We start from the raw sequence: 22,055 nt of genomic DNA on the forward strand, positions 1-22,055 counted from the left end.
CGTTAACATCGGAGTCAGTATAGCCAAGCTAACTCTATAGTTATTCATCAAATGCGCAACAATCAGTTAATAAATGTAAGTAACGTATGGGTTTGAAAAACGGACTAAAATAAATAATTTCTGAAATTAAATGGCTTTAAATGCGTGAGAAACCTATTAAGAAAGCTATGAACTATAAGTAAATAGATAATAAACAGGCATAAAAAAGCCGCCCATCATTGTGATGAGCGGCTTCTTAATCTATAGGACGAGTTTAATAAAGGTTCAATTAATTATGCAGTGCTTTGCCAGAGGTTTTATCAACCGTAACTTTTGCAGGTTTGATTGGTGTTGGCATACTCACCAAAGCAACCTTTAAGATTTCTTCAATCGTGGCGACTGGCTGAATGGTTAGGCCTTCTTTTACGTTGTCAGGGATATCAGCCAGATCACGCTCATTAGTCGCTGGGATCAAGACGTGCTTGATACCGCCGCGATGTGCCGCCAGCAATTTCTCTTTGAGACCACCGATGCGTAATATCTTACCGCGTAAGGTAATCTCACCTGTCATCGCAATATCTGGACGGATAGCGATACCTGTCAACGCAGAGACTAGCGCTGTCGTCAGTGCACCACCAGCAGATGGGCCGTCTTTTGGCGTGGCGCCTTCTGGCATATGCACATGGACGTCTGTTGTTTTAAACGTCTCGTAATCAATGCCTAAGCTATCACCGCGAGCACGAACCACGCTCATGGCAGCGCGAATCGACTCTTTCATTACATCGCCGAGTGAACCGGTAAAGCTAAGCTCGCCTTTACCTTTCATACCGACCGCTTCGATGGTCAATAGCTCACCGCCAACCTGAGTCCATGCAAGACCAGTAATACGACCAATCTCAGGCTCTTCTTCAGCCAGACCGTAGTCATACTGATGTACACCTAGATAGTCATCAATGTTTTTGTCATCGACGGTCACTAGCTGACGTTCTGCTTTTTTCGGAGCACGTGCGCCATGAGTTTCAACCGAACCACGAACCACTTTACGGCAGATTTTATTCACTTCACGTTCAAGGTTACGCACACCTGCTTCACGCGTATAGCTACGCACGATGCTGTGCAATGCCGCTTCAACAATCTCAATCTCGCCTTCTTTAAGACCGTTTTGCTTAATCGCTTTTGGCACTAGGTATTTCTGTGCGATATTGACCTTTTCTTCTTCGGTATAACCCGGCAGACGAATGACTTCCATACGGTCAAGCAGTGCAGGCGGAATATCCATGCTGTTGGCAGTACAAATAAACATCACTTGCGACAAATCTAAGTCCATGTCTAAATAATGGTCGTTAAACGTATCGTTCTGTGATGGGTCCAATACTTCAAGCAACGCTGATGCTGGATCACCGCGGAAGTCTTGCGCCATCTTATCAATTTCATCTAATAAGAATAGCGGGTTTTTGACTTCTACTTTTGCAAGAGACTGAACGATTTTACCCGGCATCGCGCCGATATAAGTACGGCGATGACCACGAATCTCTGCTTCATCACGTACGCCGCCAAGCGCCATACGCACAAACTTACGACCCGTGGCACGGGCGATAGATTCGCCTAGTGAAGTTTTACCGACACCTGGAGGACCAACGAGACATAGAATCGGACCACGAAGTTTTTTCACGCGTGATTGCACGGCGAGATATTCTAAGATACGGTCTTTTACATCTTGCAAACCATAATGGTCTTCGTCTAATACTGTTTTGGCTTTGTCTAGATTGATAGATACTTTGGTCGTCGCATTCCAGGGCGTGTCCAAAATCCATTCAATATAGTTGCGTACCACTGATGATTCACTTGATGCAGGTGGCATCATTTTGAGCTTTTTGAACTCTTGCTCAGCTTTTTTGCGCACATCTTCTGGCAAGTCAGCATCTTCTAAGCGCTGCTCTAGCTCAGCCACATCGTCTTCACCATCGAACGCGCCGTCATTCATATCTGACAGCTCATTTTTAATGGCTTTCATCTTCTCATTCAAGAAGTATTCGCGCTGATTGTCTTCCATTTGCTGACGGACCGCATCTTGGATATCCTGCTCGATATTTTGCTCAGCACTTTGCTTGACCAGATATTCAGTCAAAGTATTGATATGCGTTTTGATATCGTCTTCTTCTAAGAAAGACTGTTTGATATCAAGGTCCATCGACACACGAGTTGAGATGAAATAAACCAACTCAAGCAAGTCGTCGATACGCTTAGCCACACGAGTCAGCTCACGTGCATTGCGAAGTCGCGCATCTGCATAGCTTTCAAATAATGTAGTTAACGCTTGAATTGTGTTTTTCTGTTGGCTCTCATCCATGCTGACATCGAGGTCGGCACGTTCAAATCTCGCCATCAATAAATCGTCATGACCTTCTATGTTATCGACACGAGCGCGGTATTGACCTTCGATCAATACTTTAATGCAGTTCTCGTCGCTGTCATGTGGCATCGTGCTGACGATGCGACACACTGTACCGTACTGATACAAGTTATCTTGATCAATATCTTCGGTCAGTGAGTCTTTTTGCGCGACTACCAATACTTTATTGCCATACTCAGCCTGTGCCAACTCAACCGCTTTTACCGATGGCGCGCGTCCCACAAACAATGCAATCTGCATATGTGGATAGACGACGACGTCGCGTAATGCTAGCAGTGGCAGATAGCTTTCATCTTCATTGTCTTTGACAGCATTGGATGAGGCATTTAACGCATCTGTAGATGAGCTTTCTGTCTCATTATTCGCGTCAGCACTGATGTTAGCGTCAGTGTCAGTATTGGCATCAGACGTCGTGTCAGTGTTCAGGGCAGATGATACATCGATGTCGATGTTGTCTTTATCAATATTATGTGCACTCATATGTTTTTCCTCGTTCCCCAGACTTGTAAAGTCAAGTTCGTGGTTCATGTTTAGATAAATGGTGCTCACGAAAAAAATTGCAAGGCTGAATGGTGAAGTCGTTTGCTTATCTTTGTTAAATAGTTGTCTGAGCGCCCAGTAAACAATGTTATCGATGTTATCAACGATGTGTCGGTAATGATGTATCGTCAATAGTGTGGCTGGTCAATGAATGATAAAAACAGTCAGAAATCATAGAAGAAGGTGTAGATGTATAGGTAACATTTGGCTGTCCGTATTGATGCCTAATCGGTTCTATGCGTAGGCTTTATACCCAAAATAAGGTAAACTGGCGCGCGTCTAAAACAGGCTCTCATATTGAGACGTTTTAGACAACAGGGCGATATTCATTAGTTTCAATATTCATAGGTCTCAATACGACCAAAGTATAAAGAACAAGGGGCAACACATGGCCATCAATGCAGTATTGCTAGCAGTTATTATTATGCTAGGACTGTCACTTTCGCGAGTGCACGTGGTGCTCAGTTTATTAATCGGGGCGCTGGCAGGTGGACTGCTAGCAGGGCTTGGTATTACTGATACGCTCAACGCTTTTCAAGAGGGCATCCGTAATGGCGCAGAGATTGCGCTGTCGTATGCACTGCTCGGGGCGTTTGCGGTAGCGATTGCTCATTCGGGCTTGCCGCAGTCGTTGGCAGGCGCGGTTATCAAGCGTATTGATGCCGCTGGCACGAGTGGCATGATTAAGTACATGCTGTTTGCAGGCCTCATTACCATGAGCTGCTTTAGCCAAAACTTAATCCCTATTCATATTGCCTTTATTCCGCTACTGGTACCGCCACTATTACTAGCATTCAATCGAATGCAGATTGATAGACGCCTAATTGCTTGTCTGATTACGTTTGGACTGGTCACCACCTATATGTTTATTCCTTATGGCTTTGGTGATATCTATCTGAATCAGATTATGCTAAAAAACGTGGGTGAAGCGGGTATTGATGTTGCCAATATTTCTGTGGTGCAAGCCATGGCGATTCCTGCATTGGGTATGCTAATTGGCCTGCTGGTTGCCGTATTTATCAGCTACCGTAAGCCACGTGTGTATCAGCAGATTGCGATAGATCAGCAAGCGCATGATGCCGTCGTAGAAGGTGATGCCTTAAGTAAAACTGCCGCTGGTGCACAGTCGCAAAGCAAGCTAAAGACACTGGTTGCATTGGCTGCTATCGTGACTGCTTTCGTCGTGCAGCTATACACTGATTCGCTACTACTTGGCTCAATGTTTGGCTTCGGTGTGTTTATGGCGACCGGCGTGGTGAAGTGGCGTGATGCTGATGGCGTCTTTAATGACGGTATCAAGCTGATGGCGATGATTGGCTTTATTATGATTACCGCGCAAGGTTTTGCTGAAGTAATGAAAGCGACTGAGCAGATTCAGCCATTGGTCGATGGCGCAGCCTCAATATTCGCTGGTAACAAAGCAATGGCGGCATTTATTATGCTATTGATTGGTTTGATTGTGACCATGGGTATTGGTTCGTCATTCTCAACCATTCCTATTTTGGCCGCGATTTATGTGCCGCTGTGTATCTCTCTAGGGTTCTCGCCGTTGGCTACTGTGGCTATTATCGGTACGGCTGGCGCACTTGGAGATGCGGGTTCGCCTGCGTCAGATTCTACATTGGGGCCAACCTCTGGTCTAAATATCGACGGTCAGCATGACCATATCAAAGACAGTGTGATACCGACATTCTTGCATTACAATATTCCGCTACTGGCATTTGGTTGGATTGCAGCGATGGTGTTGTAGTAAATGATTTGAATGATTGGGTCTGATATAAAGGGCGAGGATAGCTATAAGCTATCCTTGCCTTTTTTGCTTTTTATCGATTACTGAATCGATGCAAGACTCAATAATCTTCATCAAAATCTCTCAACTCGTAACTTAAACCATTCAAAAACGCATCACTTTGCGCGAGCAAAGCATTTAAGCGATCTTCATTGACGAGCCGTGTCATCTCCTCAGCGCTAAAGGGTTGCTCTTGACTGTAGTAGCGTTGCTCTCTAGCGTCCTCGTTGCCTAATGTCTGCAAATACTCATCCACATTGTCTGCACTGGAATCAGCAGCGCTAGAGTCTTTTTCAAATTGTTTATCGTCTTTCATTAAAACCACCTTATGCCGCTTGGCGTAATTAAACCATCTAATGGCACATCCCACGGTTGACGTGCTAATTGTTCAACCACTTGAAAATTATAGCACCAGCCTATCTTTAACGGCCTTGAAGTCCCTGAGCGATAGCTGTTACCAAGCGTCGTATCATAGAACCCGCCACCCATGCCCATGCGGTTGCCATGCTTATCTACCGCGACTAACGGGCAAATAATCACGTCTAGTTCTGACGCCCATAGCAGAGCGCGGCTGTGGTTCTGTTTCATGCCCAATTGATGAATGCGAGTGGGGACATTGATCAGTTTTGAATGATGAACAGGCACAAAGCGCAATCGTTTATCGTCATTGCCATTGCTAGTACGACCAAGAGAACCGACAACTGGTAAATAAGGTAAATAGCCTAAGCGTTGACACCAATCCAATAGTGGCTGAGTAGGTAGCTCACCAAAGCCATCATAGTACAGTCCAACACGCGCATGTATAGGCAATCGCTGCTGTAGTTTGGTCAAATGTAAGCTTGCAGACTGAGCAAGTTGTCTGCGTGCGCCATCAGTTAACTGGCTGCGTTGGCGAGTAAAGTGCCGCCTAGGCAGGTTGTTGATGACAGGTTCGGATGTTTCAGCGTTTCTTGAGTCCGAATTATTTGGATCAAGGTTGTTTGAATCAAAGTTATTTGGCTCAGGTCGTATTGGTTTGGGGTGCATGGTTTCAGAGTGCATAATTTTAGAGTGCATAGGTATCTTATCCAATGAAGTATCAGATTGGTGATGACAAGCGTTTTTAGACATTCGTTTTTAGGCATCGCTCAAGGCTATTTGTGAATATTCAACACGCCTTAGTCATGCTATCATAACGCCACTTTATATCGTATTCTCCTTTATGTGCAGCAGCTGTTGCACTTTTTATCGTTCAGTTATCTAACAACAAACCAGTAAAGAGGGTAGTTATGTCGACACAGAATCAGGCAACTCGTACCGAAAAAGACACCATGGGCAACGTGGAAGTCCCAGCTGACGCTTATTGGGGTGCGCAAACTCAGCGTAGCCGCGAAAACTTCAAAATCGGTGGCGAGACTTTGCCGCGTCCAATGATTGAAGCGATGGCACTGGTCAAAAAAGCCGCTGCGATTACCAATGCAAGCCTAGAGCGTATTGAAGGCGACAAGCGTGATCTCATCGTACAAGCTGCTGACGAAATCATCAATGGTGGTCTGGTCGATCAGTTCCCATTGGTCGTATGGCAGACAGGTTCTGGCACCCAGTCAAACATGAACATGAACGAAGTATTGGCCAACCGTGCCAACGAAATCGCTGGTTCTGAACGTGGCAGCTACACGCCAATTCACCCAAATGACCATGTAAACCATGCACAGTCTACCAATGACAGCTTCCCAACAGCGATCCGTGTGGCTGCTGCTCGTCAGATCAACAGCTTATTGATCCCAGCAGTACAAGCCCTACGCGACACGCTAGCGGCAAAAGCCAAAGAATTCGATAGCATCGTAAAAATCGGTCGTACGCATTTACAAGACGCGACGCCTTTGACTTTAGGCCAAGAGTTTAGCGGCTATGTGAGCCAACTTGACCATTCATTGACTCGTATCGACAACGCGCTACAAGGTCTATATGAGTTGCCACTAGGCGGTACTGCGGTTGGTACTGGTCTAAACGCCCATCCTGACTATGCAGTAAAATCAGCTGAGCAACTAGCGACTTTGACTGGCTTGCCATTCGTTACGTCACCAAACAAATTCGAAGCACTAGCCGCTCGTGATGCAGAAGTATTTGCCTCAGGCGCACTAAAAACATTAGCGGGCAGCTTAAACAAAATCGCTAACGACGTACGTTGGTTGGCTTCAGGTCCTCGTTGTGGTCTAGGCGAGTTGACGATTCCTGAAAATGAGCCAGGCTCTTCTATCATGCCAGGTAAAGTAAACCCAACTCAGTCAGAAGCAATGACCATGGTTGTCGCTCAGGTCATGGGTAACGACACAACTATCAGCATGGCTGGCGCATCAGGTAACTTTGAGCTAAACGTGTATAAGCCAGTGATCGCCTTTAACTTGTTGCAGTCTATCAAACTACTTGGCGATGCTTGCAACAGCTTCAACGAAAACTGTGCAGTGGGTATCGAGCCAGTAAAAGACAAAATTGATGACTTCTTGCATAACTCATTGATGCTAGTGACGTCATTGAACCGTCATGTTGGTTATGAAAATGCAGCAAAAATCGCTAAGACTGCTTATAAAGAAAACAAAACCTTGAAGCAAGTGGCGGTTGAGCTAGAGCTACTAACTGAAGCGCAGTTTGATGAGTGGGTAATTCCTGCTGATATGGTACATCCTAAGTAAGCAGTAGACCAAATAATAAGCTGCTACGGCGTCAGACTCGCTTAATGTACGATAAGTATAATTTGCACTCGTCTTTCTGGTAGCAGCATCATATTTGTTCCACTGAGAATTTAGAATAAAAAAAGACCTTGTCACGTTATGTGGCAAGGTTTTTTTTGTTCAAGTTTTTGGCTCGGATCGTATTTTTATATTGTATCTATTAGCTCTTACATTTTATCTAAACTAACAGAATGATATCGCTATTAAAGTCAGAACTTGTAACATTTTTTGAATAAATATATGTTGGTCTAGGTTTTGAGCATTTTATAGAAGCCAAGTACGATACTTTATGCTAGTAAGCTATCTAGAATAGAAGAAGAAATAGGAAAGCTAGAGTTTTTCATTATATTTTAAACTTGAAATATATGGGGTTCCAAGATGACAGAACGAAATTTTGATTATTGTGCCTTACAGTTTTTGAATCATTGGCTAGACAAAGAAGAAATATATTGTGATTTATTATCTTCATCAAACTTAGAAGACCAAAGGCAAGCATTAGTTAAAGCTGGTGGGTATTTCCGTGTTGCTCGTAATGTACCTAAAAAATATGATCTAAATGGAAAACGATACCAAGCTATATTGGATATATTATCTACTATAGACAATATAAGTTTAGATAATGTAGTCGAAGTAGTTAATGAAGTTAAAACAAGTATTTCAAAAAACTATGGAAATAGACAGGTTTTGTCTCTAACGACAAAGTTTCTATGGCTGAAGTTTAAAGCGCCAGTTCGCATTTACGATACTCAGGCAAGAATTTCATTGGGAACACAGGAAAATAATTACTATGCTTTTCACGAAGCATTCTCTCTTTATTACAAAGATAAGGAAAGTGAGATTATAGAAGCATGTAACAAACTAGAAAATGTTATAACTTACTTAGTAAATCCAAATATGAGCCCTGAAGATATTGAAAACATAGTATCTGAACAATGGTTTCGAGAGCGTGTGTTAGACATGTACCTATGGAATAATGGTCGCAAGTGACACATTAACTTTACTTATTGATTTCTCTCTACTCTAAAAATATGTCTTTATGTATGAGCTAGAAAATCAGTATCTATTAAAAATAAATTTTTTATTCAGTAGTATAGGTATTGGGAGGTTTAAGCCGATTTAACAAGTAATAAAATTATCGACGAAGCAGCCAGTATTTTAATTTTTTAAAAATACAAAACTAAGGAACGTAATGGAGTTAAGTTGGATAGATGTAGTTGATACAGCTGTTAAAATTGGATTTGGTGCAGTTATTACGGCTATTTCAGGATATTTAGTTCTTATTAAATCACAATCGTATGAAAGTGATAAAGAGATTAAGGAGCGCTTCTACAAACTACAGGATGAGAAAAAAATTAAGTATGTAGAATTCTTAGCACAATCACAGGAACTAATTCAAAGTCATTTATACACTTCATCACTGCCAAACTCTGAAGAGTATAAATGCTATTTACGTATTTTCAATGAGGTGCAAATAGTATCAAGTAATGAGGTTCGTGCTATAGCTTACAAATTAATGTCTGCTATAAGTCATTTTATTTTCTTGAATAAAAATGCTCAAGAGATAGAGCTCGTTAGTGATATGGTTAGGTTGGCAAGAGAGAAAGTTGCCTTATTTCAGGAAGTAGTCCAAATAGAAGTAACACAGAGCCCCGGAAAATAACTATATTTTCATTGTAAACAAGAAAGGCATACGATCAACTCATATGCCTTGGTAATCTAGCTTGCAATATAAACCTAATTAGAACTTATAAAGCAAACCAAGAGTGGTTGCCGCTTCAGTACGTGAGTCGACCATTGGGCTATCGTACTGCTCATTTGGTACATAGCTCACGCTTTGATTGGCAAATCCTACCCAGCGCTCATTAAAGTCATAGTTGGCACTGATATTGATATACGGATTCAAGCTAGAGTTAGATTTATACGCATCAACGCCTGTCTCTGCTGACTCTTTTTCACTGACACCATAGTAGTATTCATTGTAGTCAGCATCATGATATTCAAAACCAATACTTGGATAAACCGTTAGCTTGCCTTTAGTGATTCTAGAAAGATAGGTCAGGCGAGCCGTGTTGCCGCCACTACGATCTAATACATCAGCACCTATCTGCGCACGGATGCCGCCAATAGCCGTACGACGCTGATAGCTTAGACCTGCTTCTGCTGAGGATTTACGCTCATCCAAGCCCTGTAGTGCGCCATTGGCATCATCAGGATCAAACTCAGAACCCGCAAGCTTGGCATAGGCAGACAACTGATTGACACCATCGTTGATCAGATATGCACCAGCTTGAGCACCGCGTACATAGACTTTATTGTTGTCATAAAATGCACCTGGTAGCACTCGCACTTCAGTACTGTCTTCTAGATCGTAGGCTGATTTGACCGCCATGACATTGACCCCAACGCTGAGCTCAGCATCTTTGTCAGTCGGCAAGTTGTCATTAAAAAGTGCGGCGTTAGACAGGCTAGCCACACTAAGTAGTGCAGTAGCGGTGAACGCGCTAAATATAGTACGTGTAGAGATATTAGGTAGCGCTGCAAGTTTTAACATAATTGGATCTCGTAAGTGAGTATAAATAACTGAGTGGTGCGATTAGGCAAAACGTGTTCAAAAGAGTAAGCAATAAAACGAATCAGTAATGTTGGTCAGTATGCTGTTTTTGGAGTCTATATAGCAATGATAGATAAGTATGAGCATTTACTCAATGGCTTTTAGTACTTGTAGTAATTGCTGGTGAATATCTTGCCACCACCAGACAAAACCAATGCCGATAAGTAACATCGCAAGCCATGGTAATAGTTGCCAGATAATGTAAGGTTTTTTAAGTGCTTCGGGTTCAATACTATTATGAACAGTGCCATTGTTTAACGGTGAATTGTTAGCAGTAACGCTTTCAGCACTATTGTTAGCATTTATATCAGACGCATTCGTTTCATTGTTAGCAACCGCAGTATCTTGCTCGGTAGAATTAGCATCAATATGAGGTGATTGATCGAGAGGAGTAGCATCATAATGGCTTTGGTTATCGTGTTGGTCATTATACTGGCCACTATAATGACTGTTATATAATGGGGTGTCGTGAGCGCTGTATGAATAGTTGGTTTGATAAGCGTTGAACGTGCGCTGCTGCTGAATCGCTGCGTTTTGTATAGCGACTGCCAGACGCTGACGGTAGCCAATCGCAAAAGCCAACGCAATTATTAGTCCTGTGATTGCGCCACCGATATGACCAGCATTATCAATACCTGGTACGGCAAACCCATAGACGAGGTTGATGCCCATAATAAATATTAGGCTTTTAAGATTGAGCACCATGCCATTGACCGATATTTTAAACAGTGCCGCGATTAATAATGCCGCGCCAATACCCATGATACCGCCTGACGCGCCAGCTGATAGTCCGGGCTGTCCCGTACCATCCAAGATACTTTGCCACGTGACATAGCTATTGAGCAAGTTACCGCCAATTGCTGCTAGTAAAAATAACGCCAAAAACTTGGCTGAGCCAAACATCGGCTCGGCAATCTGCCCAAAGAAATACATGGCAAAGCCATTAAACAATAAATGCATCAAACCAATGTGCAAAAACGCACTGCTGACCAAGCGCCAAGGATCATCACCCATGGTAAAAGGTAAGGCATTGGCACCCCATTTGAGCAGCGCTTCAGTGGAAGGGTTATTGGCATCGACACCTGTCAATATCTGCATAATAAATAGCCCAATAAAGCTGGCTAGTAGCAGGGTAGTGACGGGCGCTGTTTTTAATAGTTGTTGAATGGTCATAAAAGCGAGATATCATTAAAATGTTGTATATATAGTATAGAGGGTATGGTCAGATAATGTTATGTATCCGCAAGTCATCATGGTACAAGTTTTCATAATCTTGATGGCTGATAGCTTTTAAAACTAGCAAGCTCTTAGAAATGGAAAGTGCTTAAAAACGGATAGCTCTTAAAAATTGATAGTTCTTAAAAATGAATAGCTCTAAAAATGACTAACTTTAAGATTCTCATAAGTACCTTTTACCAAGATATCATCCGTAACTTTATTGATATCGGTATGACCGCAGAATGCCATTGAGATATCACACTCTTTATAGATAATTTCGAGCGCGCGGCGTACGCCATCTTCACCATAAGCGCCCAATCCATAGAGAAAAGCGCGACCAATCATCGTGCCTTTTGCACCTAGCGCAATCGCTTTTAGCACATCTTGACCAGAGCGAATGCCACTGTCTAACCATACCTCGATATCGCTATCCTCAGCATGGACAGCTTGTACGATGTCAGACAGCGCAGAAATAGAAGACAGTGCGCCATCTAATTGACGGCCTCCATGGTTAGAGACGACCAGTGCATCGGCACCGCTACGGGCCGCCATGATGGCATCTTCGGGTTCCATGATGCCTTTGATGATGAGCTTGCCGCCCCACATATCTTTGATACGCGCCACATCCTCCCAGCTCAAACGTGGATCGAACTGCTCTTCTGTCCATGAGCTCAATGAGGACAAGTCTTCAACGCCTTTGGCATGACCGACGATATTGCCAAAGCTACGACGTTTGGTACCTAGCATGTTCATACACCACTGCGGCTTGGTCATTAGGTTTATGATGTTGGTAAGTGTCGGTTTAGGCGGAGCAGACAAGCCGTTTTTGATGTCTTTATGACGCTGACCCATGACCTGCAAGTCGGCAGTTAATATTAGGGCTGAACAGTTGGCATCTTTGGCTCGTTGAATCAAATTTGCCATATAGTCTTGATCGCGCATGACATATAACTGAAACCAAAACGGTTTGCTGGTATGAGTAGCGATGTCTTCGATAGAGCAGATGCTCATGGTCGAGAGCGAGAAGGGCACGCCAAACTTTTCAGCGGCACGCGCGGCGTGAATTTCGCCATCTGCCCACATCATGCCGGTGAACCCAGTCGGAGCGATGGCAACAGGCATATTGACGGACTCGCCAATCATTTGTGTCGCTAGACTGCGATTGTCCATATCGACCAATACCCGCTGGCGCAATTTGATACGGTCAAAGTCAGTTTCATTACTGCGATACGTGGTCTCAGTCCATGAGCCTGAATCGACATAGTCATAAAACATGCGCGGTACTTTGCGCTCAGCGACACGGCGCAGGTCTTCAATCTCTGTTACTTTCTTTAAGACAGGTTTTAAATCTTTCATGATTTCTCACCACTTTATCATCGTAATAGGGCGTCTTTGTTATAGGTCTAATGCTATTAAGCGAACAGCTGCTGCAAATCCATCACCGAAAACGGATAGTTTAATCGTTTGGATGGCGTCAAAATCACAGGAATAGCTGTGGCAAATTCCATCATCAGCGCCTCATCAAAGTCTGCAATATCGACATGTTGGTAACTAATTGGTTGTACCGCCTGAAACTGAGTGATTATTTGCTCAGCGATATCACATAAATGGCAGCCTGAGGTGCCGAGTAGCCACCATTGATTGTTATTTTCAGCGGTGTTGAGGCTTGGATTTGCTCCAATAACACGCGCTCGTAATACTTCTATATTATCATCGTACATGGGTAGTCTCTTATCTTCATACTGATTGCAAAGCGCTGATGCTCAGCACGCGCTTATTTAAAGCATAAAATACTTTAACGGTCATTACATCATAAAGAAGTGGGGTAAATAATGACAGCGATTGTGAGATTAGGTAAGATGACCTGCTATTGATCGTTATTAATGGCTGATGCTCAACGGTCGATGATCGGCTATACATAGCCCATTTATAATCATTGATTCTTAGTTGATGTCTCATAGTCATTGATAGAGTATCAACCTTATCTTATTACTTTTTTAACCACTCGGATATCGCGCATGGCAAGTTTTGGCACATTTATCAAACGTTTGTTATTGGCAATTATGCTATTGGTTGTCGCATTCCATATATTGGTCGTTGGGCTACTATTAATTTGGAAAACACAGCCAATTAACAACAGTATGTTTATGTTGACGCATCGCCTAACGGGCGGCACGGTCACTCAGACATGGGCTGAATATGATGCGATTGCCAAATCTGCCAAGCAAGCGGCGATTGTGAGTGAAGACTCGACGTTTAGTCAGCACAGTGGTTTTGATTTTAAAGGTATCAAAGCCGCGCAAAAGAAAAATGAAGAGACAGGCAAAATGTCTGCTGGTGGCTCAACGATTACTCAGCAATTGGCAAAGAACTTGTTCCTAACCTCGCATCGCTCTTATGTGCGTAAAGCGGAAGAGGCTGTCATCACTGTGATGATTGAGACGCTATGGGACAAGCAGCGCATCATGACCGCTTACCTAAATGTGGCGGAGTTTGGGAATGGTATCTATGGTATCGATGCAGCAGCGCATCATTATTTCGATAAGTCTGCGGCCAATCTAAACCGAGATGAGTCAGCGCTTCTGATTGCAATGCTTACCAATCCAAAGTACTACGAAGACAATCAAGGCGATAAGCGTTTGCGTAACAAGCAACGTATTATCAAAAAACGCATGAAAAATGCTGTATTACCGCAAGCAGCTTCGTAAATATAAAGCATGAGGGTTGGGCTAGGGCGTGTCCTCATTTTAAAAATGGTGATAAAAATGATATAAATTGCCGTCAAACAAGGAAAATAGTGCAGATAATATCGAGATATTGACCAACTATTTGACGATGTTTGGCAAAATTTAGCTGTTTTTAACCCATTTAGAGGACACTCGTTTGAATTGAGGACACGCCCTAGATTATAGGATTGAATGTTGTAGGCTCGGCTATTTCGAATAAAACTAGGACAGACCCTAGAAAAGACAGAACGATAAAAGATGATGGCGTATCGATAACGCAAAAGGAGTAGTGACGTGGTAGAGATGACTAGTAATCAGGGCAGCGGTGATGTTAACGATATGATTGACGTTAATAATGTTGAAGACGGTGCTAATGACAATATTAATAAAGAGATTAGTATAGATAGTATCCAAAATAACTTGGCAGAAATCGGATGGCAACGTTCAGAAGATGGTAGCTATTCACCGAGCAGTTATATCAATCGTGATTTGTCTTTATTACAGTTTCATCTGCGAGTATTAGCGCAGGCATCTAGTTCACGTCACCCACTGCTTGAACGCTTATTTTTCTTGATTATTTTTTCATCCAATCTTGATGAATTTTTTGAGATTCGGGTCGCTGGTATCATGCAAAAGCTCAATATCGGTGATGTATCGACCAGTGCTCATGGCATGCGCCCTAGCGAAGTGCTTAACGAGATATCTATTATCACTCATGCCGCAATCAGTGAGCAGTATCGTATTCTCAATGAGGATATCCTGCCAGCACTTGCGCTCGAAGATATTCGCTACCTAAAGCGTGATGAGCTAAACGCTGAGCAGTCTGCATGGATGAAGCGCTATTTTACGGAGCAAGTCGTACCTGTATTGACGCCGATTAGTATTGATCCTGCGCATCCGTTCCCGCGTCTTGTAAATAAAAGCTTAAACTTTATCGCCACATTGGAAGGCAAAGACGCCTTTGGACGCGATATCAACTTAGCGATTGTACCTGCGCCGCGCAGTCTACCGCGTGTGATTCGTCTGCCAGATGAGCTAACTGGTGGTAAAGAGCATCATGTGATGCTATCCGCTATTATCCATGAACATATCGGTGAGCTATTCCCTGGGATGAGTGTGACTGGCTGTCATCAATTTAGGCTGACACGTAATGCTGATTTAGATTTGGCCGATGATGTCGAAGATATTGCCAAAGCATTAGAAGGCGAGCTTGAAAACCGCCGCTTTGGTGATAAAGTACGTCTTGAAGTAACAACCGATTGCCCAACGCATATCAGTGAGTATCTGCTCAATGAGTTTGAGTTGCATGACAATCAGCTATACCGTGTCAATGGCCCAGTCAACCTAACGCGTTTGCTGTTTGACTTTAATATTCCTGCACTACGCTACCAGCCATTTACTCATGTCGTGCCAAAGGCATTTCGCCGAGAAATGGATAAGTCCGATAAATCGACCAGTATGTTCGCTGCTATGCGTAAAAGTGATGTGTTGGTTCATCATCCTTTTCATGCGTTCTCACCGATTATTAATTTACTTTGGCAAGCGGCCAGCGATCCTAAAGTATTGGCGATTAAACAAACGCTATATCGTTCAGGTACCAATTCAGAAATCGTCAAAGCACTTGCCGCCGCCGCTCGTAATGGCAAAGAAGTCACGGCCGTCATTGAGTTACGTGCGCGTTTTGATGAAGCGTCTAATATCGCAGTTGCCAACTATCTACAAGAAGCAGGCGCGGTCGTGGTCTACGGTATCGTCGGTTATAAAACTCATGCCAAGCTCATGCTAATCGTACGCCGCGAGGAAGACCGAATCCGTCGTTATGTTCATCTAGGCACTGGTAACTACCATGCGGCCAATGCTAAGGTTTATACGGATTATGGTCTGTTTAGTGCAGATCCTGATATCTCAGAAGACGTTCACAAAATATTCCAAGAGCTAACCGGCATGGGTAAGCCTGCCAACCTCAAAAAACTACTACATGCACCCTTTACTTTGCATGAAAAACTGATGAGCTTTATCGATGATGAAATCGCTCATGCCAAAGCGGGCAAACGTTCTCATATCATTATCAAAGCCAATGCGCTCACTGAGCGCCGTCTCATTGATAAGTTATACGATGCTTCGCAAGCAGGCGTTAAGGTTGAGCTGATTCTACGGTCTATGTGTTGTCTACGTCCACAAGTAAAAGGACTCTCCGAAAATATTACGGTACGCTCTGTTATCGGTCGGTTTTTAGAGCATACGCGCGTTTATTATTTCTATAATAATAGCGATGAGCGCTTGTACTGCGGTAGTGCAGATTGGATGGATCGTAACCTGTTCCATCGCGTAGAAGTGGCATTCCCGATTGAGAATAAAAAGCTATTTAAGCAGATTTATCAAGATGGCTTAATTAACTACTTACAGGATAATACGCAAGCATGGACACTTGATGGCACTGGCGTGTGGCAGCAGCTACAGCCAGCAGCAGGTGAGGAGCCACACGTCGCACAAGAGCATTTATTAAAAACGATTAATCGTGTCGGAGAGTCTAGCTAATTTGCAAAAGTACCTTTAGGCGATAATCAGCTATTCAATTATCTATCTGACCAAGCACTGGTAAATACTGGTGCTTGGTTTTTTTGTGCTCACCAATTGCAAAAGTTACAAACTGACTTGCAACCTCACAATTATTCACATATTGATACGGCAGTACACTGGTGCATTACCTAAGGTCATACCTATAATTAATATCAATTCTGACGCTACTTGATAAGTATTGGCTACTTACTTGAGCGTTGGTACAAGTTCAAAACAATTTAATAAAATCATAATAATAGGAAATAAACCATGAGTACTACTAACGATGACAATTCAGATATCAAGCAAGCTGCAGAACAGGTAAATGGTCAGGAAGTTGAGAAGAACTTAGCAGAGAATAAAACAGTAGACGCTCCTGAACCGTTAAATGAAGAAGAGCAAACACCTTTTATTGATGATGATTTACGTACCGATAAGTAGGGTCTGTTGAACATTAGAATATCGACCTAATAGGCAATAATAACCAATAATAAAGCGAGGGACGCGCCATGACTATGCAAGAACCAGTAGCAACAGACACAGAAGAAAAGGTAATTGTGGATGACCCTGCTGCTAACGAATTAGAAAATCCTAAAGATAGCTATGCAGGGCGCAAGCACAAGCCTGAAATAGATGGCCCTGAGCAAGACTCGCAAGAGACTGACGAAGTTTATGCTGATCCACGTAAAGAAGAAGACCTTCCAGCAGGTGGCAAGAACGCAGCAGAACTAAGTGCCTATGACTTGAGCCAAAAAGGTAATGAGTAAAGGAATATAGGTAACAGCGGGCTAACCAAATCGATAAAATTATAAATATAAAAAGAGGACATGATAATGCAAACCAAAGACTCAGCAATAGACAAGACAAAAGTACTAGGATCTGACGATCATAGGGCAATTGAAAAAAACACCACTGAGAACAAAGGAACTGATACTTTTGATGAATCTGTGGTTGACTCAGAACACGTAAATGATAATGACAATCCAGCGCGCCAACCAGATCGCCGTGATCAAGAAGGTAGTACCGCATTTGATGATAATATCAATGAAGATACTGTCGGTAGTGCAGCACCAAAGAGTGAGGGTATTAATGATTTAAATCGTTATGCCAATATTGATAACGCACAAACTCGTATCTTAAATCCTGATGAGAAAGATTAAACAGGTATAAGTCTCGAAAGGTATATAGCGTTCCTTGGGTTAGACGAGTAATTATCATAGTAGGGAGTACCAATGAATAACTCACATAATGAAAGCGTTGATAGTGATCATAACTTAAAAGATGCAGATGACAATAATGGTATTGTCCCTGATGATGCATTACAAAAGGCAAATCCAGCTGCAGCAGAAAAGGCTACGGAAGACCATGATCCGCATAATGTCGCTAAGAGCAACAAACAGTATGATAGTCCACTGATGGAAGATAAAAAGTAAGGATTAACTATATCGGTATCTATTAGTATTTGTACATAAATAGGCATTTGTACATAGATAAAAAGGCACTGTGTTTGGTAAGAGTATATAACTCGTATCAAACACAGTGCCTTTTTTGCTTACTATATTTTTACTTTCTACATTATATAGGTAGATATGTTTAGGTAAGGCGTAGGTTTTAAGCAGGCGTGCCACTATGAAAACGTAGCTCAGCATCTGGGCTACTTATTAATTCAGCCTCCACTCCCTTAAAGAAAGCGACTCGCTCATCGATATTCTCATCCGACAATGATTGAGCAAGCGCGAGATAATCCTCGAAATGACGACTCTCTGACTTGAGTAGATAACGATAATACTTCGCTAAGCGTTCATCATTGATGACCTCGGCCAACGCTGCAAAACGCTCACAAGAGCGCGCCTCAATAAATGCCCCAATTATCAATACATCGACCATCGCTGCTGGCTCGTAAGTGCGTTTGTGCTTCAACATACCTTTGGCGTAGCGTCCAGCACTCAGATATTTCCACTCTTGACCGCGCTCATTCATGATACCCAGTACTTGCTCGTAGTGCAGCATTTCTTCTCGTATCAGCTGTGCGAGTTTACGCTGCAAGTCATACGAGAACTCATAACGAAATATCAAATTCATCGCAGTACCAGCGGCCTTTTTCTCGCAGTTGGCATGGTCTTGAATGATCATAGGTAGGTTTTCAATCGCAGCATTTACCCAAGCTTGCGTGGTTCGCGCCCCTAAGAAGTTGTAAACAGGAGATAAGTCTACCTTTATAGGAGTGCGCAGATGCGTAATATCGACACCGTCTTCTTCAGGCAGCTCTTCTTCGATTAGATCTGTTTCGGCACTATTATTTACAGTTTGAGAAACATTTTCTTCGACAGATTTTTTCTCGATACTATCGTTATCTATAGTATTTGCTGTTGATTGTAATGTTGCGAGGTCTTGTTGATTGATAGTCATAGTCTAAGGAAGCTTTATTTATGAATAGTAATAGCAGTAATTATATCGTTAGTCTGACCTAGATACGATGCTAAATAACTGACAGTCATCAATAAGTGTTTATTAATAGATAACGGTTAAGCATAATTAAAGGTATTAATGATTACTTACTGTTTATATTGGTTTTGCTGCATCTATCTCCCAGATGATGATTATAGCTCCTAGAGTAAGCCACTCATACATTATCATTATCAAACAGCCTAAGTATTTACTTAGTGAATGGTGTTTCCTTGTTAATTTCATTATTTGATAGTAGGATGAGATTTTGCTATTTAAGCATTTCGTCTTACTTTTATGATTCACTCTTAGTAAAGAGTAAGTCTAATATTAATAGGTCACCTTTTATTAGAACATCAAATTTGTAAATATATCCTCGTAGAAAAATTAGAGAATTAAAGATTCCATAACGAATGAGATATGAACGTTTAGACCTCACAAGATTAAAAAATCTTAAACAGTTACTGTCACAACTCAGTATTAGTACCCCTCACGAACAGATAAGGATAACAATATGAGCCAGTCTTCTAACACCAATCGTATTCAAAAAGGCAGTCTTGCCATCGATCAGCAGTTATATGACTTTATTGAAAACGAAGTACTACCGAAAGTCGGTGTGGATTCAGACGATTATTGGTCAGGTTTCGAAAAGGTTATTAAAGAATTTACCCCGCGCAATAAAGCGTTGCTTGCGACTCGTGACAAGATTCAAGCGCAAATTGACCAATGGCATCTAGATAATCCTGCAAAAGATGGCGAAATAGACTATCCAGCTTATAAGACATTCCTACAAGAAATTGGTTATCTGCTACCTGAAGGCGGAGCGTTTACGGTTGATACCAAAAACGTCGATGACGAAATCGCACACATCGCAGGGCCGCAGCTGGTCGTACCAGTTCGTAACGCTCGTTATGCGCTTAATGCGACCAACGCACGATGGGGTAGTTTATACGATGCTTTGTATGGCACCGATGTTATCAGCAGTGATAATGGCCAAGAAGCGGGTGGTAGCTATAATCCTACTCGCGGCGCTGCTGTTGTCGCTTACGCTAAAGCGTTCTTAGATGAGCACTTCACACTAGTATCAGGCTCTTACAATGATGTGACTGGCTTTAAAGTAGTCGATGGCAAGCTAGAAGTCGTACAAGGTAATAGCAGTACTGAGCTAAAAGATACGGCTAAGTTTGTCGGTTTTGTCGGTGACGCTGAAGCTCCTACAGGTGTACTGTTAAAGAACAACGGATTGCATGCTGAGATTCAAATCGATAGCAACCATCCAGTGGGTAAAGACGATCCAGCAAACATCAAGGACGTACTGCTTGAGTCGGCTATGACAGCCATTCAGGATTGTGAAGACTCAGTCGCTGCTGTAGATGCAGAAGAAAAAGTTGAAGTTTATCGTAATTGGCTTGGCTTAATGAATAGCGACCTACAAGAAACCTTTGAAAAAGGTGGCAAGACGCGTACCCGTAAGCAAAACCCAGATCGTGAATATAACACGCCAGATGGTGGCAAGCTGATCTTACCAGGTCGTTCGTTATTATTAATTCGTAACGTCGGTCACTTAATGCAGAATCCTGCAATCTTAGTCGATCTAGGTGATGGTCAAGAGCAAATATTTGAAGGCTTGATGGATGGCCTAATCACGCCACTATTATCACTTAATGATATTAAAGGCAAAAACGAGCTATCAAACTCACGTCAAGGCTCAATGTATATCGTGAAGCCAAAAATGCATGGCCCTGAAGAAGTTAAAATGGCCAATGACTTATTTAATGCGTCAGAAGATCTGTTAGGTCTAGAACGCAATACGCTCAAAATCGGTATCATGGATGAAGAGCGCCGTATGACGGTCAACTTAAAAGAAGCAATCCGCCAAGCCAAAGAGCGCGTTATCTTTATTAACACAGGTTTCTTAGACCGTACTGGTGATGAGATGCATACCAGCATGAATGCAGGTCCATTTGTACCAAAAGGTGAGATGAAGTCGCAAGCATGGCAGCCTGCTTACGAGCAGTGGAACGTCGATATCGGTCTAGAGACAGGCCTACAATGTCGCGCGCAAATCGGTAAGGGCATGTGGGCTAAGCCTGATGAAATGAAAGAGATGATGGATACTAAGGCTGCTCATCCTAAGTCTGGTGCTAGCACTGCGTGGGTACCATCACCAACGGGCGCTACCTTGCATAGCATACACTATCATCAAGTGAGCGTAGCTGATGTACAAGACACGCTAAAATCACGCGAGCGTGCTAGCTTGGATGACATCTTGACCATTCCATTAGCGAAAAATACCGACTGGACTGACGAAGAAAAGCAGCAGGAGCTTGAAAACAATGCTCAAGGTATCTTGGGTTATGTCGTACGCTGGGTAAATCAAGGCGTTGGTTGTTCCAAGGTACCTGATATCAACGATGTAGGTCTCATGGAAGATCGTGCTACTTTACGCATCTCAAGCCAACATATTGCTAACTGGTTGCATCATGGCGTGGTTAGTGAGCAGCAAGTGATGGATACGATGAAACGCATGGCCAAGGTCGTTGATGAGCAAAATGCAGGTGATAATGACTATCAATCAATGGCAGATAATTTTGATAGTTCTTACGCATTTAAAGCCGCCTGTGATTTAGTCTTCAAAGGACGCGCACAGCCTAGTGGTTATACTGAGCCATTATTGCATCAAGCACGTTTGGATCTTAAAGCAAAAGCTTAGAACAATAGACTAAATATGACAGGTATTTGAGCATACTTGATGGGCAAGTATGCCAGTCATTCTTGCTCATTTGTAACTAATAAATGTGTCAAAGATAAGTCATAAACTATTTTATGAGCGCTATTTGTTTATTGATAAATAGCGCTTTTTTTTGGCATATTACTTAGTATCTATTACATGCGTTTAAGACTATTAGTAACGGTATTAACCAATATTATTCGTATCTAATTGAGTAAATAGAAGTTTTTTCACAATCGTTCAAATATAAGAAACCATCTGTTATTCGATAACGCGTGTATCGAAAAAGCAAAAAAATATGTTGCAAATTATGTCAAAGTTGTTATGCTTGTA

At 42.5% G+C, this 22,055-nt stretch carries 19 protein-coding genes; 11 read left to right on the top strand and 8 right to left on the bottom strand.

What is annotated here, in order from left to right; all coding sequences use genetic code 11:
- Positions 1-268: 268 nt before the first annotated feature.
- Positions 269-2,872, bottom strand: a complete 2,604-nt coding sequence (gene lon, locus ACHEVO_RS10970) for an endopeptidase La (RefSeq protein WP_394124940.1) — start codon at positions 2,870-2,872, stop codon at positions 269-271.
- 448 nt (positions 2,873-3,320) lie between these two features.
- Between lon and ACHEVO_RS10975 the strand changes: the two genes are divergently transcribed.
- Positions 3,321-4,682, top strand: coding sequence for a Na+/H+ antiporter family protein (locus ACHEVO_RS10975; protein ID WP_394124941.1), 1,362 nt, complete (start codon positions 3,321-3,323; stop codon positions 4,680-4,682).
- A gap of 100 nt (positions 4,683-4,782) precedes the next feature.
- Here ACHEVO_RS10975 and ACHEVO_RS10980 read toward each other — a convergent pair whose 3' ends face one another.
- Together ACHEVO_RS10980 and ACHEVO_RS10985 are read right to left on the bottom strand one after the other, a co-directional pair.
- Positions 4,783-5,037, bottom strand: a complete 255-nt coding sequence (locus tag ACHEVO_RS10980) for a hypothetical protein (protein WP_394124942.1) — start codon at positions 5,035-5,037, stop codon at positions 4,783-4,785.
- Positions 5,037-5,831, bottom strand: a complete 795-nt coding sequence (locus ACHEVO_RS10985) for a 5-formyltetrahydrofolate cyclo-ligase (RefSeq protein ID WP_394124943.1) — start codon at positions 5,829-5,831, stop codon at positions 5,037-5,039. The genes ACHEVO_RS10980 and ACHEVO_RS10985 overlap by 1 nt, the downstream gene beginning before the upstream one ends.
- A 158-nt stretch (positions 5,832-5,989) precedes the next feature.
- On the opposite strand from ACHEVO_RS10985, the gene fumC reads away from it, so the two are divergent.
- The 3 genes from fumC to ACHEVO_RS11000 all read left to right on the top strand — a co-directional run bounded on the left by fumC (position 5,990) and on the right by ACHEVO_RS11000 (position 9,092).
- Complete coding sequence (gene fumC, locus ACHEVO_RS10990; protein ID WP_057761207.1) at positions 5,990-7,393, top strand: class II fumarate hydratase; 1,404 nt, start codon at positions 5,990-5,992, stop codon at positions 7,391-7,393.
- Positions 7,394-7,810: 417 nt separating this feature from the next.
- Entirely contained in the window at positions 7,811-8,419 is a 609-nt protein-coding gene (locus tag ACHEVO_RS10995; protein WP_394124944.1) for a hypothetical protein, read from the top strand.
- A gap of 202 nt (positions 8,420-8,621) precedes the next feature.
- Complete coding sequence (locus ACHEVO_RS11000) at positions 8,622-9,092, top strand: hypothetical protein (RefSeq protein ID WP_394124945.1); 471 nt, start codon at positions 8,622-8,624, stop codon at positions 9,090-9,092.
- A gap of 78 nt (positions 9,093-9,170) precedes the next feature.
- Here the strand turns inward: ACHEVO_RS11000 and ACHEVO_RS11005 are convergent, their stop codons facing one another.
- The 4 genes from ACHEVO_RS11005 to ACHEVO_RS11020 form a co-directional block, all read right to left on the bottom strand.
- Positions 9,171-9,983, bottom strand: a complete 813-nt coding sequence (locus ACHEVO_RS11005) for a MipA/OmpV family protein (RefSeq protein ID WP_394124946.1) — start codon at positions 9,981-9,983, stop codon at positions 9,171-9,173.
- Between the two features lie 147 nt (positions 9,984-10,130).
- Positions 10,131-11,216 carry a rhomboid family intramembrane serine protease gene (locus tag ACHEVO_RS11010; protein WP_394124947.1) on the bottom strand — a complete coding sequence of 362 codons (1,086 nt, stop codon included), beginning with the start codon at positions 11,214-11,216 and terminating at the stop codon, positions 10,131-10,133.
- Positions 11,217-11,417: 201 nt separating this feature from the next.
- A complete protein-coding gene (locus tag ACHEVO_RS11015) occupies positions 11,418-12,617 on the bottom strand; it encodes an alpha-hydroxy acid oxidase (RefSeq protein ID WP_394124948.1) in 1,200 nt (399 codons plus the stop codon).
- A 56-nt stretch (positions 12,618-12,673) separates the two neighbouring features.
- A complete protein-coding gene (locus ACHEVO_RS11020) occupies positions 12,674-12,982 on the bottom strand; it encodes a glutaredoxin family protein (protein ID WP_394124949.1) in 309 nt (102 codons plus the stop codon).
- Positions 12,983-13,279: 297 nt separating this feature from the next.
- Between ACHEVO_RS11020 and mtgA the strand changes: the two genes are divergently transcribed.
- The 6 genes from mtgA to ACHEVO_RS11050 all read left to right on the top strand — a co-directional run bounded on the left by mtgA (position 13,280) and on the right by ACHEVO_RS11050 (position 17,979).
- Positions 13,280-13,969 carry a monofunctional biosynthetic peptidoglycan transglycosylase gene (gene mtgA / locus ACHEVO_RS11025; RefSeq protein WP_102093061.1) on the top strand — a complete coding sequence of 230 codons (690 nt, stop codon included), beginning with the start codon at positions 13,280-13,282 and terminating at the stop codon, positions 13,967-13,969.
- Between the two features lie 321 nt (positions 13,970-14,290).
- Entirely contained in the window at positions 14,291-16,525 is a 2,235-nt protein-coding gene (gene ppk1, locus ACHEVO_RS11030; RefSeq protein ID WP_394124999.1) for a polyphosphate kinase 1, read from the top strand.
- A gap of 291 nt (positions 16,526-16,816) precedes the next feature.
- Positions 16,817-16,987, top strand: a complete 171-nt coding sequence (locus ACHEVO_RS11035) for a hypothetical protein (RefSeq protein WP_394124950.1) — start codon at positions 16,817-16,819, stop codon at positions 16,985-16,987.
- 68 nt (positions 16,988-17,055) lie between these two features.
- Positions 17,056-17,313, top strand: a complete 258-nt coding sequence (locus ACHEVO_RS11040; RefSeq protein ID WP_290165714.1) for a hypothetical protein — start codon at positions 17,056-17,058, stop codon at positions 17,311-17,313.
- A gap of 66 nt (positions 17,314-17,379) precedes the next feature.
- Entirely contained in the window at positions 17,380-17,706 is a 327-nt protein-coding gene (locus ACHEVO_RS11045) for a hypothetical protein (protein WP_394124951.1), read from the top strand.
- A gap of 72 nt (positions 17,707-17,778) precedes the next feature.
- Complete coding sequence (locus ACHEVO_RS11050) at positions 17,779-17,979, top strand: hypothetical protein (protein WP_191114062.1); 201 nt, start codon at positions 17,779-17,781, stop codon at positions 17,977-17,979.
- Between the two features lie 178 nt (positions 17,980-18,157).
- On the opposite strand, the gene miaE is transcribed toward ACHEVO_RS11050, so the two are convergent.
- Positions 18,158-18,955, bottom strand: a complete 798-nt coding sequence (gene miaE, locus ACHEVO_RS11055; protein ID WP_394124952.1) for a tRNA-(ms[2]io[6]A)-hydroxylase — start codon at positions 18,953-18,955, stop codon at positions 18,158-18,160.
- A gap of 550 nt (positions 18,956-19,505) precedes the next feature.
- Between miaE and ACHEVO_RS11060 the strand changes: the two genes are divergently transcribed.
- Positions 19,506-21,704: a malate synthase G gene (locus ACHEVO_RS11060; RefSeq protein ID WP_394124953.1), complete on the top strand. Its 2,199-nt coding sequence runs from the start codon at positions 19,506-19,508 to the stop codon at positions 21,702-21,704.
- Positions 21,705-22,055: the final 351 nt, after the last annotated feature.

The sequence above is a fragment of the Psychrobacter nivimaris genome (assembly GCF_043419765.1).
Classification (GTDB): domain Bacteria; phylum Pseudomonadota; class Gammaproteobacteria; order Pseudomonadales; family Moraxellaceae; genus Psychrobacter.

Excerpts from the sequence above, each read along its gene's own strand:
- lon (WP_394124940.1), bottom strand. The coding sequence starts at position 2,872 with ATGAGTGCACATAATATTGATAAAGACAACATCGACATCGATGTATCA.
- ACHEVO_RS10975 (WP_394124941.1), top strand. The coding sequence starts at position 3,321 with ATGGCCATCAATGCAGTATTGCTAGCAGTTATTATTATGCTAGGACTG.
- ACHEVO_RS10980 (WP_394124942.1), bottom strand. The coding sequence starts at position 5,037 with ATGAAAGACGATAAACAATTTGAAAAAGACTCTAGCGCTGCTGATTCC.
- ACHEVO_RS10985 (WP_394124943.1), bottom strand. The coding sequence starts at position 5,831 with ATGTCTAAAAACGCTTGTCATCACCAATCTGATACTTCATTGGATAAG.
- fumC (WP_057761207.1), top strand. The coding sequence starts at position 5,990 with ATGTCGACACAGAATCAGGCAACTCGTACCGAAAAAGACACCATGGGC.
- ACHEVO_RS10995 (WP_394124944.1), top strand. The coding sequence starts at position 7,811 with ATGACAGAACGAAATTTTGATTATTGTGCCTTACAGTTTTTGAATCAT.
- ACHEVO_RS11000 (WP_394124945.1), top strand. The coding sequence starts at position 8,622 with ATGGAGTTAAGTTGGATAGATGTAGTTGATACAGCTGTTAAAATTGGA.
- ACHEVO_RS11005 (WP_394124946.1), bottom strand. The coding sequence starts at position 9,983 with ATGTTAAAACTTGCAGCGCTACCTAATATCTCTACACGTACTATATTT.
- ACHEVO_RS11010 (WP_394124947.1), bottom strand. The coding sequence starts at position 11,216 with ATGACCATTCAACAACTATTAAAAACAGCGCCCGTCACTACCCTGCTA.
- ACHEVO_RS11015 (WP_394124948.1), bottom strand. The coding sequence starts at position 12,617 with ATGAAAGATTTAAAACCTGTCTTAAAGAAAGTAACAGAGATTGAAGAC.
- ACHEVO_RS11020 (WP_394124949.1), bottom strand. The coding sequence starts at position 12,982 with ATGTACGATGATAATATAGAAGTATTACGAGCGCGTGTTATTGGAGCA.
- mtgA (WP_102093061.1), top strand. The coding sequence starts at position 13,280 with ATGGCAAGTTTTGGCACATTTATCAAACGTTTGTTATTGGCAATTATG.
- ppk1 (WP_394124999.1), top strand. The coding sequence starts at position 14,291 with ATGACTAGTAATCAGGGCAGCGGTGATGTTAACGATATGATTGACGTT.
- ACHEVO_RS11035 (WP_394124950.1), top strand. The coding sequence starts at position 16,817 with ATGAGTACTACTAACGATGACAATTCAGATATCAAGCAAGCTGCAGAA.
- ACHEVO_RS11040 (WP_290165714.1), top strand. The coding sequence starts at position 17,056 with ATGACTATGCAAGAACCAGTAGCAACAGACACAGAAGAAAAGGTAATT.
- ACHEVO_RS11045 (WP_394124951.1), top strand. The coding sequence starts at position 17,380 with ATGCAAACCAAAGACTCAGCAATAGACAAGACAAAAGTACTAGGATCT.
- ACHEVO_RS11050 (WP_191114062.1), top strand. The coding sequence starts at position 17,779 with ATGAATAACTCACATAATGAAAGCGTTGATAGTGATCATAACTTAAAA.
- miaE (WP_394124952.1), bottom strand. The coding sequence starts at position 18,955 with ATGACTATCAATCAACAAGACCTCGCAACATTACAATCAACAGCAAAT.
- ACHEVO_RS11060 (WP_394124953.1), top strand. The coding sequence starts at position 19,506 with ATGAGCCAGTCTTCTAACACCAATCGTATTCAAAAAGGCAGTCTTGCC.